13 protein-coding genes are annotated in these 14,421 nt (G+C 62.5%); 9 read left to right on the top strand and 4 right to left on the bottom strand.

What is annotated here, in order from left to right; translation table 11 throughout:
- Positions 1-274 precede the first annotated feature (274 nt).
- Both HAV21_RS08400 and HAV21_RS08395 read left to right on the top strand, forming a co-directional pair.
- A complete protein-coding gene (locus HAV21_RS08400) occupies positions 275-937 on the top strand; it encodes a TetR family transcriptional regulator (protein WP_166841352.1) in 663 nt (220 codons plus the stop codon).
- Positions 934-1,848, top strand: coding sequence for a TIGR01777 family oxidoreductase (locus tag HAV21_RS08395; RefSeq protein WP_166841384.1), 915 nt, complete (start codon positions 934-936; stop codon positions 1,846-1,848). The genes HAV21_RS08400 and HAV21_RS08395 overlap by 4 nt, the downstream gene beginning before the upstream one ends.
- A 329-nt stretch (positions 1,849-2,177) precedes the next feature.
- Here the strand turns inward: HAV21_RS08395 and HAV21_RS08390 are convergent, their stop codons facing one another.
- Positions 2,178-2,939 carry an isoprenylcysteine carboxylmethyltransferase family protein gene (locus HAV21_RS08390; protein WP_347877624.1) on the bottom strand — a complete coding sequence of 254 codons (762 nt, stop codon included), beginning with the start codon at positions 2,937-2,939 and terminating at the stop codon, positions 2,178-2,180.
- A gap of 214 nt (positions 2,940-3,153) precedes the next feature.
- Here HAV21_RS08390 and HAV21_RS08385 point away from each other — a divergent pair, with 214 nt between their 5' ends.
- From HAV21_RS08385 to HAV21_RS08365, 5 genes are all read left to right on the top strand, one after another.
- Positions 3,154-4,557 (top strand): MFS transporter, encoded by a 1,404-nt coding sequence (locus HAV21_RS08385; protein WP_142936704.1) that lies wholly within the window; start codon positions 3,154-3,156, stop codon positions 4,555-4,557.
- Positions 4,558-4,702: 145 nt separating this feature from the next.
- On the top strand, positions 4,703-5,365 hold the full coding sequence (locus HAV21_RS08380; RefSeq protein WP_166841351.1) for a response regulator transcription factor: 663 nt from the start codon (positions 4,703-4,705) through the stop codon (positions 5,363-5,365).
- Positions 5,362-6,774: a HAMP domain-containing sensor histidine kinase gene (locus HAV21_RS08375; RefSeq protein WP_166841350.1), complete on the top strand. Its 1,413-nt coding sequence runs from the start codon at positions 5,362-5,364 to the stop codon at positions 6,772-6,774. The genes HAV21_RS08380 and HAV21_RS08375 overlap by 4 nt, the downstream gene beginning before the upstream one ends.
- A complete protein-coding gene (locus tag HAV21_RS08370; protein WP_166841349.1) occupies positions 6,767-7,744 on the top strand; it encodes a TAXI family TRAP transporter solute-binding subunit in 978 nt (325 codons plus the stop codon). Before HAV21_RS08375 ends, HAV21_RS08370 begins: the two co-directional genes overlap by 8 nt.
- A gap of 56 nt (positions 7,745-7,800) precedes the next feature.
- The gene (locus HAV21_RS08365) at positions 7,801-8,646 is read left to right on the top strand and encodes a hydroxymethylpyrimidine/phosphomethylpyrimidine kinase (RefSeq protein WP_142936708.1); all 846 of its coding nucleotides are present in this window, start codon (positions 7,801-7,803) and stop codon (positions 8,644-8,646) included.
- Between the two features lie 95 nt (positions 8,647-8,741).
- Here HAV21_RS08365 and HAV21_RS08360 read toward each other — a convergent pair whose 3' ends face one another.
- Complete coding sequence (locus HAV21_RS08360) at positions 8,742-9,674, bottom strand: cytochrome b/b6 domain-containing protein (RefSeq protein ID WP_166841348.1); 933 nt, start codon at positions 9,672-9,674, stop codon at positions 8,742-8,744.
- Positions 9,675-9,976: 302 nt separating this feature from the next.
- Here HAV21_RS08360 and HAV21_RS08355 point away from each other — a divergent pair, with 302 nt between their 5' ends.
- Positions 9,977-10,591: a TetR/AcrR family transcriptional regulator gene (locus tag HAV21_RS08355; protein WP_166841347.1), complete on the top strand. Its 615-nt coding sequence runs from the start codon at positions 9,977-9,979 to the stop codon at positions 10,589-10,591.
- Positions 10,592-10,641: 50 nt separating this feature from the next.
- On the opposite strand, the gene HAV21_RS08350 is transcribed toward HAV21_RS08355, so the two are convergent.
- Positions 10,642-11,025 carry a DUF1304 family protein gene (locus tag HAV21_RS08350; protein ID WP_142936711.1) on the bottom strand — a complete coding sequence of 128 codons (384 nt, stop codon included), beginning with the start codon at positions 11,023-11,025 and terminating at the stop codon, positions 10,642-10,644.
- Positions 11,026-11,251: 226 nt separating this feature from the next.
- Positions 11,252-12,766, bottom strand: coding sequence for an XRE family transcriptional regulator (locus HAV21_RS08345; protein WP_142936712.1), 1,515 nt, complete (start codon positions 12,764-12,766; stop codon positions 11,252-11,254).
- Positions 12,767-12,911: 145 nt separating this feature from the next.
- On the opposite strand from HAV21_RS08345, the gene aceA reads away from it, so the two are divergent.
- Positions 12,912-14,228, top strand: coding sequence for an isocitrate lyase (gene aceA / locus HAV21_RS08340; protein WP_110504936.1), 1,317 nt, complete (start codon positions 12,912-12,914; stop codon positions 14,226-14,228).
- The last annotated feature ends 193 nt before the right edge of the window (positions 14,229-14,421 follow it).

Here is a 14,421-nt window from a genome sequence, read left to right as displayed (position 1 = left end):
CCGAACCGGTGTCATGGAATACATCGAGGGCTGGTACAACCGCCGCCGGCCCAACCGCCGAGCCGGCGGCATACCACCAGCCAAAGCCCACACCAACTACCAAACCCGCGCCCAGCAACCCCTGGCCGCCTAACCAAAAACAACAACGAGACCTGTCTCAAAAACTTGACGACCGCAAAACCAAACGCTCGATCACATAAACTTTTGAACACGTTCAGAAATCGTGACATACTCATTCTTGAACACGTTCAAAACTTCACGCAAGGAGCAGCTGATGGCAGCAAAGAGTGAACAGACCCGGCAACTGGTGGCCGATGTGGCGCTGAAGATGTTCCGTGAGATCGGCTTCGAGAAGACCACAATGCGGGCCATTGCACAGGAGGCCGGAGTGTCGGTAGGTAACGCCTACTACTACTTCGCTTCCAAGGACGAGCTGGTCCAGGAGCTGTACATCCAAGTCCAGGATCAGCACGCCGTCGTTGCGGCGCAGGCGCTTGAAGGCGTCCAGGATCTCTCAGGGCGCTTGAAAGCCGTGCTGCACACCGGCGTCGACGTCATGTCTCCGTACCACCAGTTCGGTTCCGACTTCATCGCGACGGCGATCCGGCCGTCGTCGCCCGTCAACCCATTTGGCGAGGCGTCCACCGCCGCCCGCGAGGCCTCACTCGCAATCTTCCGTTCCGCCGTCGACGGTTCCTCCCCCGCCGTCGCCAAGAAACTGCGCGGCGATCTGCCCGAACTGCTGTGGTTGGCGTACATGGGCGTGGCGCTGTTCTGGGTTTATGACCGGTCCGAAGGCCAACGCCGCACACGCAAACTGATCGACGGCGCTGCCCCGCTGGTGGCGCGCGGCCTGTCGCTGGCGACGATTCCCGGCGTGAGCAAAGTGCTCGACGACGTTTTGGGGCTCGTACGCAGCGTCAAGGAAGACTCATAATGCCGCGGACGGTGGTGATCGCAGGTGCTTCCGGCTTCATTGGCAGTTACTTCAGGCGTCGGTTTCTTGAAGAAGGCTGGCAGGTCAGGACGGTGGGGCGGGACGCTTCGGCTGACGCACAATGGGACGACGACGGCGCCATCACCAAAGCGCTGGACGGCGCCGAACTGCTGGTGAACCTCGCCGGACGGTCTGTGAATTGCCGTTACGACGAGAAGCACCGGCGGGAGATTCTGGACTCCCGGGTTCTGACCACGCGTGCATTGGGCCGGGCTGTGGCTGCTTGCGCCGAACCGCCCCGGACGTGGATCAATTCGAGTACGGGAACCATCTATAGGCATGCGGAAGATTACCCACAATCAGAGGTTTCGGGCGAACTGGGCAGCGGGTTCTCCGTGGACGTGGCCAGGGCTTGGGAGAACGAGTTAGCGGCTGCCGTTGTGCCGGCTACGCGGAAGGTTCCGCTACGCATTGCGATCGTGTTGGGTTCCGGCGGGGTCATGAGCCCTCTCAGGAACCTGGGCAGGCTCGGCCTTGGTGGGCACATGGGCCCGGGCACGCAGAAGTTCAGCTGGATCCATGTGCAGGATTTGTTCCGTGTGGTGGTATTCATCCACGCGGATGCCGGAGTGACGGGTCCGGTGAACGCGGCGTCGCCCTACCCCGTGGACAACCGGGAGCTGATGTCACTGGTTCGCCGAAGCATGGGCGTCTCGTTCGGTATTCCCACTCCAGCGTGGCTGCTCGAGGCCGGAGCCGTTCTGATCCGCACGCAAACGGAGCTGGTGCTGAAGAGCAGATGGGTGGAGCCCCGCAAGTTGCTCGACGCAGGATTCTCTTTCCAGTACCCCGCCCTGGCTGGTGCGCTGAATCAGATCGCCAAGGGCAAAGCCGATCCCTCTCTCACATAATCGCCCCTTGAGCCGATCCCTCGCTCACATCTCTCGGAGGTAGTCATGAGTCAGGACCCGTGGTCAATCGATGAAGAGTACGCACTGGCAACAAGGAGCCCATCCACTGGATGGCGCTACGGACCGAAGGATCGGGTGGTACTGGGAGGCAAGGGACTGACGCTGGGCATCGCCGTAGCGCACTTGACGTTCTGCGTGTTGCTGTCCAGCCAAAGTCCCGAGTGGGCCGTTGTCTTTTTCATTTACAGCCTTCTCCCAGTCTGGGCAGTTGGTGCCGCAGTAGGATCACTCCTCGGACTAGCCCTGCGACGCGTTCGGAACCAGTGGGTTCACGTGGCCGCATTCTTCGCTGCGGGTTTGCTCATGTGCGTACCCTTCGGCGCATTTTCGTCCACGGGTTCGTTTCTGTTTTCCTTGTCGATCGCAGCCGCTGCCGGCGTGGGCCGCCTCGCCGTGTGGAAGCTGGTGCGAATCAACCAGATGGGCGAGCCCACATAGCGGGGAACGTCTCTCTGATAGTCGGCATAGGACTGGCCGAATCGCTCCCTGAGCATATTTTCTTCCCACAGCGCGCCCAGATGTTCCACCAGCATTCCAGCAGGCAAAGTCACCAGAGCCCAAGCGGAACCCCTGGAAACCGCCACACCTGAGTGAATCAGCCACCACCCCAAATACATCGGGTGGCGGCTCGCCGCATAGGGTCCGCTGGTCACCAAACCTTCGGGGTGGCCCAGAGCAAAGCTTCCAGTCGTTTTACGCCGGCGCTCCGCAACAGCCCAAGCGGTGATTCCCGCGCCGGTCAGCGCCAAGCCCACACCGGCCGCCCGGCGTCGGACGTCGCGCCCAAGGTGAGCGTCGCGCCCAAGGACGGAGGCGGGATGCACACGATCGAGGACTACATCCAGCACCAGGCCCACAACCTGCCCTGGTGGCAGCGGAATGCTGGCTGCCTCACGTTTCACCGCGCGGGCGGTTCGTAGAACTGCACCCATGCCAAGAAGATATCCCCGGCCGCCCGGGAAAGCCACAGCCGAACCGGCAGCCGGGAATCCTGTGGCGAGCGCCCGCCGTCGAGCACTAACCGACGTCACCCGAAACCTAAGGAAGTGTTAGGAAATCCCCCTCGGACTAGGGCTGTGCCGTGCATCACCCATAGTTTGGAACATGTCCTCTTCACCCCGGAGGGCCTTTCTTAGTCAACGAAGAGCCATGCGCAAGGACGCCATGAGCACGAGCTTCATGGACAGAACGAACTCATGCAAGACACGGCCGTTGCAAAACGCTGCCGTCCAGGAAGGTTCATTGATGAGCACCCAACAAGCTGCACCTCTGAGCGAAGCCGCCCAGACACGCAAGGCCGTGAGCAATATCCTCAAGGGCTCCGCGGGCAACCTCGTGGAGTGGTTCGACCTCTACGTCTATACGGTTTTCGCGGCGTATTTCCAGTCGCACTTCTTCAACTCCTCGGACGATCTGCAGGCAGGCCTTGAGGCGATGGCTGTCTTCTCCACGTCGTTCCTCATGCGTCCCATCGGTAGCTGGTTCTTCGGCCGCTATGCCGACCGGAAGGGCCGCAAGGCTGCGCTGACGCTCAGCGTGACGCTGATGTCAGCCGGTTCCTTCGCCATCGCGATCCTGCCGACGCAGGACGTGATCGGCCTCTGGGCCCTGATCCTGCTGGTGTTCATCCGTGTGGTGCAGGGCTTCTCGGTTGGCGGGGAGTACGGCACCAGCGCTACGTACATGTCCGAGGCTGCTACGGCCAAGCGTCGAGGCTTCTTCTCCAGCTTCCAGTACGTGACGCTGATTGGCGGTCAGATGCTGGCACTCCTGGTGCTGGTCATCCTCCAGAACACCATGAGCAAGGAAGACCTGACAGCGTGGGGCTGGCGGATTCCATTCGCCATCGGTGGTGTCGCTGCTTTGGTTGTTCTCTGGCTCCGCCGTTCCATGGAAGAAACGCTGTCCTCCGATCAGCTCCGCGCCGCCCACGTCAAGGTTGAGGGCGAGGCCCAGCCTGGCACTATGAAGCTCCTGCTCACCAAGCACTGGAAGCCACTGCTCATCTGCATCGGCATCACCCTTGGCGGCACCGTGGCGTTCTACACGTACACCAACTTCATCCTGAAGTTCATGAACGATACATCCGGCATCGCCAAGACCGATACCTCAGTGATCAACTTCTGGGCGTTGTTGATCTTCATGCTGCTGCAGCCTGTGTACGGCCTGATCTCGGACAAGGTTGGCCGCAAGCCCTTGCTGATCTGGTTCGGCGTGACCGGCGTGCTCTTCACGTGGCCGCTGCTCTCCACCCTTTCCGGCACCAAGGATCCGTTCATCGCATTCCTGCTGATGCTCGGCGGCCTGCTCATGGTGGGTGGTTACACGTCCATCAACGCGCTGGTGAAGGCTGAACTGTTCCCGGCATCCATCCGTGCCCTCGGCGTCGGGCTCGGTTACGCGATTGCCAACTCGCTGTTCGGTGGCACGGTTCCGCTGATCGGTGCGGCCCTGCAGAAGTCGGGTCAGGTGGACATGTTCTTCACCTACGTCACCGCCGCGATCTTCATATCGCTGCTGGTGTACATCTTCGCGTTGAAGAACAAGAAGCCCACGCACTTGGATGCGGAGCAGGGCAACGCCTTCGTGGCCAAGGGCACTGTGCAGGAAACCGACGACGACGGCATGAAGGCTCGCGTCGACGCCTGACCTGCCTGCGTTGTGAGGCCCGTTCTGCGCACTTTGGATACTCCGAAGGGCGCAGAGCGGGCCTCGCAACGTTAAGCTCTAGTAGCGAACCAGCCCAGCGAACCCCACCAGTGAAGCCAGCCCAGCGAACCGAAGGACCCAGACAGTGCACGTGCTCATCGTCGAGGATGACGACGCCATGGCGTCGGCCTTGAGCGCTGCCGTCGCCTCCGCTGGCCACAAGCACACCCGGGTTTCCCGCGGCGAGGACGCACTCCTGGCCCACCGCCAGCACGAGGTCATCCTCCTTGACCTCGGCCTTCCGGACCTGGATGGCTTGGATGTCCTGCGGAAGCTCCGCCAGGTCACGCAGATCCCCATCCTGATCCTGACGGCCCGCGACGACGAACGCAGTGTGGTTCTTGGACTCCGTTCGGGAGCGGATGACTACCTCGTCAAGCCGGTGAAGCTCGTGGAATTGCTGGCCAGAATCGAGGCCGTGACGCGCAGAACCAATCGGGCGGGCAATGCAACGCCGCACAGCATCGTGCTCGGAGAACTGGAAGTAGACCTCGATCGCCGCACGGCCGCCGTCGGGGAAAGACAACTGGCCCTGACCGCCACGGAGTTCGACCTCCTGAGCCTCCTCGTCAGGAACGCAGGCTCGGTTGTCACGCGTGAGCAGATCCTTGACGCGCTCTGGGGCGACGCCTTCCTGGCCCACTCACGTTCTTTGGACGTGCACCTGACCGGCCTCAGGTCCAAGCTCCAGCTTCCCGGATTCATCATCAATGTCCGCGGTGTCGGCTATCGCGTCGAGCAACCGTGAAAGTCCGCGTCCTCGGCATCCTGAGCCTGCTGGTGGTGATCATCGTGGTGACGGTATCCAGTGTGATCCTGACCTCGGCCAGCCGGGAACTCACCCAGGAACTACAAATCAACCGCGTCGCAGCCCTGAACCGCTTTGCGCAACTGGCCAGCGAAGCTGCGGAGGATAACGACACCACCCAACTCCAGCGCGAGATGGACCGATACTCAGAGCTATATGATGAAGGAATTCTGATCCGGCTCCAACAGAAAACCCTCCGTTCCGGCGGCCTCAGCGAGGACCAGCCCGAGGTCAGGGATGCTCTGAACCGGGCGAGCCTCAACCTCAGCGACACCACGCTCAGCCCCATCCGTGCCTTTGGCTCCGGCGGGGACACTATTTCAAGATCTTTCGGCACCGCCAGCCAGGTACTCGGCGAGGTAGTCCTTGAAGTGGACCTCGACGCGTCCCGGCAGAAGCTACGGGAGCGCTGGCTCGCCGTCGGAACCGCCGCCTTGGCGCTGGGTGCGCTGCTCCTGCTGGCGGCATCGCGCATCACTGCCTGGGTCCTTCGCCCGGTGCACAGACTGAGCAAAGCTGTCCACGAGTTGGAATCCACGGGCAAAACCAGCCAGCTTCCTGAAGCCGGTCCGCCTGAGCTGCGCGAGCTGAGCCGCTCCTTCACCACTATGGCCGACGCCGTGACCGAAAGCATGGAGTCGCAGCGCCGGCTCATTGCCGACACTTCACATCAACTCCGGAACCCTGTTGGCGCGCTGCGCCTGCGCATCGATCTGCTGCAGCTCGCCTTGCGCTCGGAACCCGAGAAGGAGGCAGCCGCCGGCGTCGTTGCGGAACTCGAGCGGGTGGAGGAAATGCTCGACGGCGTGCTGAAGCTGGCGACGGCGGAACACCGCGCCTTTGAGGGGGCTACGCGCGTGCAAGAAGCAGAGCACAAACGCCTGGCCGTCATCGACCCCTACCCGGTCCTGCAGGGTGAAGTGGAAAGGGCGGCGCCGGCCGCTCACCGTGCAGGATCGCAGCTGACGCTGTTGGCCCCAACCTCGGAAAACCACATCATGTGCGACCCCGACGAACTCGCGCACATGGTGGGCGAACTCCTCGCCAACGCCATCAAGTACGCCCCCGCTGCGCGTATCTCCGTGGCGACCCAGCCGACGCAAGGCGGCACCGCCGTCGTGATTTCCGACGACGGGCCCGGCCTCCCAGCCGAGCAACTGGCCGCGTCCACCACCAGGTTCTGGCGGGCGCCGCAGCACAGCAAGATTCCCGGCAACGGTCTGGGCATGACCATCGTGGAGCGGCTGGCGCAGGCAAACGGTGGGCGACTGATCCTGGAGCCGGGCGATCCCCATGGCCTGACGGCCCGCCTCGAGTTCGTGAAACCCAAGGAGGGCACGCATGCCTGACTTACCCAGGTTCTCCCGGCGGAACGCCCTCAAAACCGCCGTCGCGATCGGCCTGGGCGGCAGCCTGCTCGCGACGACCACCGCCTGCACGCCGGAGGAACCCCTGCAGGAGCTCACGGTTGCCGGTGGTGAATCCGGTGGCTTCTATCTGGAGTTCGCCACTCTCCTGGCAGGCCTGTTGCAGCGGGAGCGCATCGCCGAAAGGGCCGTCGCATTGACCACTGGCGGCAGTCTGGAGAACATCCAGCGGGTCTTATCCGGCGAGGCGACGTTCGCCGTCGCACTGGCAGATGCAGCAGCCCAGGCCGCTGCCACCAGCCGGACCGGAGAGGGTTTGGTGGCGCTGGGCAAGGTGTACCAGAACTATGTCCACTGCATCGTCCGCGAAGACAGCGGGATACGGACCCTGGCAGACCTCGCCGGGAAGACCGCGGGAGTGGGTGAAGTGGGCTCGGGGACCACCCTGACCGCTGGACGGATCATCACAGCTGCGGGACTTTCCGAACCGCCCCGCGCCGTGAAGCAAGTCAACCTCGGCCTAAACCAGGCCCTGGCCTCACTGCAGGACGGTTCAATAAACGTGATGATCCAATCGGGAGGAGTGCCCACCGCTCCCATCGCTGCCGCAGCAAAGGACATTGGACTTCGGCTACTGGATATTTCCGAGCTCATCCCGGCGACGCGGGCTCAGTCGGGGTTCTTTTACGATCGCGTCCTGATTCCCGCAAACAGCTATGGCAACGCTCCCGCCGTCTGGACGGTAGGCGTTGCCAACCTACTCCTGTGCCGCAGGGACCTGGCCGACCATGTTGTTCGGCAAACTGTGGAGGTGCTGGTGGAACAAGCCCAGGATCTGGTTCCCACATCCAGCACCGGCGTGCAATTCCTTAGCCCGGAGACGCTCATCAACACCGCGGGTATCCCGTTGCATCCGGCGGCCGAAGCTGCCTACAGGGCGCTGCACGGCTAGGACTCACGAGCACCTTTCACGGGCCGGAATCGGCGTACGACCGGGAAACTGGCAAAATGGAAACCATGACTTCTGCCGTTGCCCCTGCCATTGCCCTGACCATTGCCGGCTCCGAAGCGACCGGAGGCGCCGGCGCGCAGGCCGACCTCAAGACCTTCCAGGAACTCGGCGTGTTCGGCATCGCGAACCTCACCTGCATCGTTTCCTTCAACCCGAAGGACAACTGGAACCACCGTTTTGTGCCGGTGGACCAGCAGGTCATCGCAGACCAACTGGAGGCCACGACGGCGGCCTACGGTGCCGCTTCCGGCGCACCATCGGTGCTGGACACCGTCAAGATCGGCATGCTCGGAAGCCCGGCAACCATCAGCACGGTGGAGAAGGCGCTGACTGATGGCGCGTTCAAGCACGTGGTGCTGGACCCGGTGCTGATCTGCAAGGGCCAGGAACCGGGACACGCGCTGGACACCGACCAAGCTTTGAAGGCACAAATCCTGCCGCTGGCTACCTTCGTGACTCCTAACCACTTTGAAGCCGAGTCCCTGTCCGGGCTCACCATCACCGACGAAGAGTCCCTCAAGGCTGCCGCCGTTCGCATTCATGAAATCAGCGGCGCAGCAGTCCTCGCCAAAGGTGGGGTGCGGCTGGAAGGCCCTGACGCCGTCGACGTTTACTACGACGGTGAGACGCTGGAGGTCCTGCGCGCCCCGAAGGTTGGCGAAGTGGCCGTGTCCGGTGCCGGCTGCTCGCTTGCTGCCGCTGTGACCGCCGAACTGGCCAAGGGCGCGACGCCCCTTGAAGCCGCCCGCACCGCGAAAGCTTTCGTGACTGCCGGTATCAAGAACCGGGTGTCCTCCGGCGCTCCGTTTGATGCACTGTGGCAGGGTGGGGCTCTGTCCTAGCCTCTCTCGCTACAGACACAAGCAGCCGCCCCGGAAACACTTCCGGGGCGGCTGTTTTCTTTGCGCGAAGTTTTCTTGGTGCGAACGCGGGGACGCTAGCGCGAGACCTTGCCCATGAGGGAGGCAATGGGCCGCAGGAACAGTGGTCTGGCCAGGAACCAGGCCGCCGCGGTGAAGACAATGGAAGCCGCGAAGATGCCGAAGCCCCACCAGCTGTTGTTATCGTCAGTGGACGCGTACATGTGGTTGAGGTTCCTCAGCGCGCCGGTTGCCAGCACCAGCGTGACGTGGACAATCACGAAGGCCACGAAGTAGATCATCACTGGGAAGTGGATCTTGCGGGCAAGCTCGATTGGGTAGAACTTGTTGATCGCGGCCCTCTTGGGCCACGCACCGGACATCCTGATTCCGGTAATGATGGCCAGCGGGGCCGCGATGAAGACCGTGATGAAGTAGGTCAGGAGCTGCAGGCTGTTGTAGTTGTTCCAGCCGTTTTCGACGGGCCAATTCAGCGAGGCGTATTGCAGGCCTGCTGAGACCGCGTTCGGGAAGACGTCCCAGTTGGTGGGGACGATGCGCAACCACTGGCCGGTGGCGAAGAGGAGCACGATGAAGATGACGCCGTTCAGGACCCAGAGTGCGTCCAGCGTCAGGTGGAACCAGAGATCCAGGCTGATCTTGGTGGGTGGGTTCTTGGTCTTGATGAGACCTTTGTTGTTTCTGGTCCAGTTGGCGGCCGGGCGGGTGGTGGTGCGTACCTGCCAGCCCGAACGGATGATCAGAACGATGAAGAACATGTTGAGGAAGTGCTGCCACCCGAGCCACGCGGGGAAGCCAGTGGGGGTGCCCTCGGGAATGGCCGAGTGCCCGGGGTAGTCCACCAGGAACTGCTGCACGGGCTGAAGGGTCCGGAGCCATTGAGCAACGAGCACCAGGATCAGTGCCACCACCAAAGCTCCTGCGGTGACGACGACGGGCTTGAACCACCTGTTCGACGTGATCCCGGACGACTTGCTTGAAACGGACATCAGGCCGCGTTCCTCTCTGGCTTGTTTGGCTGCGACCAGTTGGCGCTATATAGCGATTCAACCAGTTGCAGCCCGACGGTAAAAACGGCACCCGGGTTTCGGGGCGTCCTGCGTCAAAAATCGCAGCATTCGGATACATGCCGCAATGTGTATTTCTAGAACAGACTTCCAGAATTATTTCCCGCAGTTCAAGGCTCAGTCAAGACTTGTTGTTGGCTATGTGGATTCTTTCGGAGGTAGGATTCCAGAAAATAGCCGTCCGACACTCCGATCTACGTCCTGCCTGCGAGAGGAGCCCAAGCGTGGTCCGTAAGACGTCCGAAGTAGCCAGCAACGCGGGCTCGTGGCAATGGACCCGGACAGCAGCCACCCAACGCAACCTGCTGGACGCTGCCACCCACGTTTTCGTGGAACATGGCTTCACCGACGCGAGCATCTCCGACATTGTTTCCCGCGCGGGATCCAGCGTTGGCAGCCTCTACCACCACTTTGGTGGCAAAACCGAACTCTTCCTCGCACTTTGGGACGACTACCAAAACGAACACGAAAAGCTCGTTGCCGCGGCCGTGGCCAAAGCCCGGAAGGCCGGCGAATCCGATCCCCTGGCACTTTTCAACGTAGGCAGCCGGAGCTACTTCGACTACACGTGGAAGCACCGGGACCTGGAGCGCGTGTTCATCGAGGGCGACACTCCCCCAGGCTTCGAAGTCCTGCGGCGGGAACGTGGGCGCGAGTGGGTCCGGCAGAACACCGTGCTCCTCGGCGCCAGCGACGACACCCTGGGCCGACTCACCGTAGCCGTGATCACGGACATCGTGACTGTGTCCGGCCAGGAAGTTGCCCTGAGCGCCTCCAAGCACGAGGCCGACGAGGTTGTTGATGCTGCGGCCGTGCTGGTGAAGCGACTGGTCCGCTGATCCCTGGCTCGCCCGCTGCCCTTTGACCAGCCTTCGCCAACTACCACCCCCTAGCGAAATACAAGGTAAAAGACGATTGCCAACGCCGGGAAGAGCGCCTGGCCGATGGCGCTGAGCAGGAGGCGCTTCTCTGTGACCCACAGCCAGAAACCAAGGAAGACGTGGCACGCGCAGCAGAAAATCACTATGGCTGACCCGCTGGCGGGAGTGCCTGAGAAGTTCACTAGCCACAGGCCCACTGCGATGCCGAGGCCGAAGGTGATGTTGTAGGCGCCAACATTCATCGCCCACATCCGAACTGCGCGCACGTCTTCCGGCCTGATCAGGAAGATCCGGTGGAACCGTTGGTCGCCATGGAAGAAGATCTCCAGGACGCCAACGCTTATCAGTGCCAGGCCGGTGGATCCAGCGAGTATCTGGCTTAGCACATTCATGCCGCGCTCCTAGGCCAATCCTGCAATCTCCGCTTCTTGCGTGCAGGCTACTCCTCAGGCGCGAAGACCTTCAAGGGGCCGGGCGCCGCCGCATTGACTGTTGAGCACCAGCCATCTCATGAAGTAGCCCGGCCCTCTAATCTGAGGGTTTGGCAGCAAGCGCCATAGCCCACTACGCGGGACGTGAGAGAGCGATCGGCTCTAACACGCGGGACGTGAGAGAGCGTCAGCGCTCGGAGTGGGCCGCCAGGAAGCTGTACACCTCGGTCTCGTCCACGCCCGGGAACGCACCCGGGGGCATGGCGGCAAGCAGGTGCGAGTGTGCGCGGGCGGAGGGCCACGCATTGCCGGCCCACTCGTTCGCCAGCGAGGCCGGGGGTCGCTTGCAGCAATTCGGGTCCGGGCAGTTTGACGTTGCCCGGGCCGTGGTCTCCCGGCCACGGAACCACTTCACGTGCTGGTATGGCACCCCAATGCTCAAGGAAAATTCACCAGCGGCGGAGCGTTCGGTGCGGGCAGTACACCAGTAGGTGCCCGACGGAGTGTCCGTGTATTGGCTGTAGGCGCTGAACTTGTCAGGCACATCGAATACCGCCCGCGAGGTCCATGCCTTGCACGACGGCTGACCCTCGATGGCCCCCGTGTGGTCCTGCGGGAAGGCCACGCCATCGTTCTCGTAGGCCTTGTAGATGATGCCGGACTGGTGGGTCTTCTGGAAGTGTGTGGTGATGCCCAGGTGCTTGGTGGCCAGGTTGGTGAAGCGGTGCGCAGCGGTTTCGTAGGACACAGCGAAGGCGTCGCGGATGTCCTCCACGGCGATTTCCTTGGCGGCCTTGGCCTTCTGCAGGAACTCCACCGTGGCCTGCTCCGGCAGCAACAACGCCGCGGCAAAGTAGTTGGTGGCCACCCGCTGCGCCAGGAAATCCCCGTAGTTCCGGGGAGTTTCATGACCCAGGACGTAGTGTCCCAGCGCCTGGAGCAAAACAGACCGCGGATCGTGATCCTGGCGCTGGTTCTGCGTGAGATAAATTCTGCGGTTCTTCAAATCGGTCACGGACCGCGTGGAGTGCGGCAAATCGCCCACGTGATGCAGCGTAAATCCAAGGTTCTCGGCGATGTCCGCAATGACGTGCTGGCTGAGCGGACCCGTGGTGTAGCCAACCCCCTTGAGGACCTTCTGCGCCTCCGCCTCATACTCGGGGAAATAGTTACCGCGCTCGCGCATCATGGCACGCAACTCGCCGTTCGCGCGGCGGGCTTCTTCCGGCGTCGCCACCTGCTCATTAAGTTTGCGTTCGAGCTCCTGAAGCAGCCCCACCTGCGACTCCAGTACATCGAGCGGAAGCCGCGAGCTGATGCGGATTTTGGGCAGGTTCAACGACTCATACAGTGGTCCGCGCTGGTACCGTTCCAACTCGATTTCCAAGGCTGCCCTGCGGCTGGGCGGCTCGGCCCCCAGCAGCTGATCGATGGTCACATTCAGTGACGCGGCGAGCTGCTGCAGCAGCCCCAGTTTGGGTTCGCGCTTGCCGTTTTCGATCAGGCTCAACTGGCTCGGGGCGGTCCCGACGGCGGCACTCAAGTCATCCAGCGTCAGCCCGGCCTGCTTGCGCAGATGACGCACGCGGCGGCCAAGGCTGATGACGTCCAGTTCAGGGGACGCAGCGGACAACGACGGCGATGCTACTTCGCGATTCCAGCTCACAGGCGACATTTCTTGAGAATACGCGAAGAAGTGCATTTCTTTCCATAGTTTTCCTCTAGTAACCCTCTTGGAAGTGCAGAAAAGTAGGACTTACGAAAAAGAAATACAGATCCCGGGCAAGCCGGCCAATGCAGCAAAGGCGCAGCGGAGGCCGGCCCGGGCACCACATAGGAGATCAAAAATGACCGCATCATTTGAACCCGCAGAGCAGTCCGCAGAGCAGCAGGCCGCAGCGCTGGAACTTGAATGGTCCGCCAACCCGCGGTGGGAAGGCGTCACCCGTGATTACTCGGCCACCGACGTCGTCCGCCTCCGTGGTCGCGTCTCCGAAGAGCACACCCTGGCCCGCCGCGGTTCAGAGAAGCTGTGGAAGCAGCTCACCGAGGAAGCTCCCACCGGTGGCTACACCAACGCCTTGGGCGCACTGACCGGAAACCAGGCGGTTCAGCAGGTCAAGGCTGGTCTCCGAGCCATCTACCTCTCCGGTTGGCAGGTGGCCGCTGATGCCAACCTTTCGGGCCAGACCTACCCGGACCAGTCCCTATACCCGGCCAACTCGGTGCCCCAGGTTGTCCGCCGCATCAACAACGCCCTGCTCCGCGCAGACCAGATCGAGTATGCCGAGGGCGTCAAGACCGTTGAAGACTGGTTGGTCCCGATCGTCGCCGACGCCGAAGCAGGATTCGGTGGCCCGCTCAACGCCTACGAGCTCATGAAGTCCATGATCACCGCAGGCGCCTCGGGCGTTCACTGGGAAGACCAGCTCGCATCGGAGAAGAAGTGTGGCCACTTGGGCGGCAAGGTCCTGATTCCCACCCAGCAGCACATCCGGACCCTGAACGCAGCCCGCCTGGCAGCCGACGTCGCCGGTACCCCCACGGTGGTCATCGCCCGCACCGACGCCGAGGCAGCAACCCTGATCACCTCAGACGTTGACGAGCGCGACCAGGAATTCATCACGGGCGAACGTACCGCCGAGGGTTTCTACAAGGTCCGCAACGGAATCGAACCCTGCATCGCCCGTGCAAAGGCCTACGCACCGTACTCCGACCTCATCTGGATGGAGACCGGCACCCCGGACCTGGAACTGGCCCGTAAGTTCGCCGAATCGGTCAAGGCCGAGTTCCCGGACCAGATGCTCTCCTACAACTGCTCCCCGTCCTTCAACTGGCGCAAGCACCTGGACGACACCACCATCGCCAAGTTCCAGCGTGAGCTCGGTGCCATGGGCTTCACGTTCCAGTTCATCACCCTGGCCGGATTCCACGCCCTTAACTACTCCATGTTCGATCTCGCCCACGGCTACGCCCGTGAAGGCATGAGCGCCTACGTCGAGCTCCAGGAGAAGGAATTCGCCTCCGAGTCCCGCGGCTACACCGCCACCAAGCACCAGCGCGAAGTCGGCACCGGCTACTTCGACGACATCGCAACCGCGCTCAACCCGAACGCATCCACCCTCGCACTGGTCGGATCGACCGAAGAGGGCCAATTCCACTAATCAACACCCGACGGCAGCTGGTCCCGGCCTGAACCTCCGGCCTACAGACCGGCAACGCTCTGCCTGCTATCCCCATATCCGCCCTATGACCTCGTAGAACTCGGTCGAGGGCGGATACAGGGCCCCTTTACGCAGGCTGCCGCATTACCGGCCCTTCGGCCTCGTGCGCACCTCACGGACGTGCCGCCGTCGA

The sequence above is a fragment of the Paenarthrobacter sp. MSM-2-10-13 genome, assembly GCF_011605365.1.
In the GTDB taxonomy this organism is placed as follows: domain Bacteria; phylum Actinomycetota; class Actinomycetes; order Actinomycetales; family Micrococcaceae; genus Arthrobacter.
This window is presented reverse-complemented; position numbering and strand designations above follow the sequence as displayed.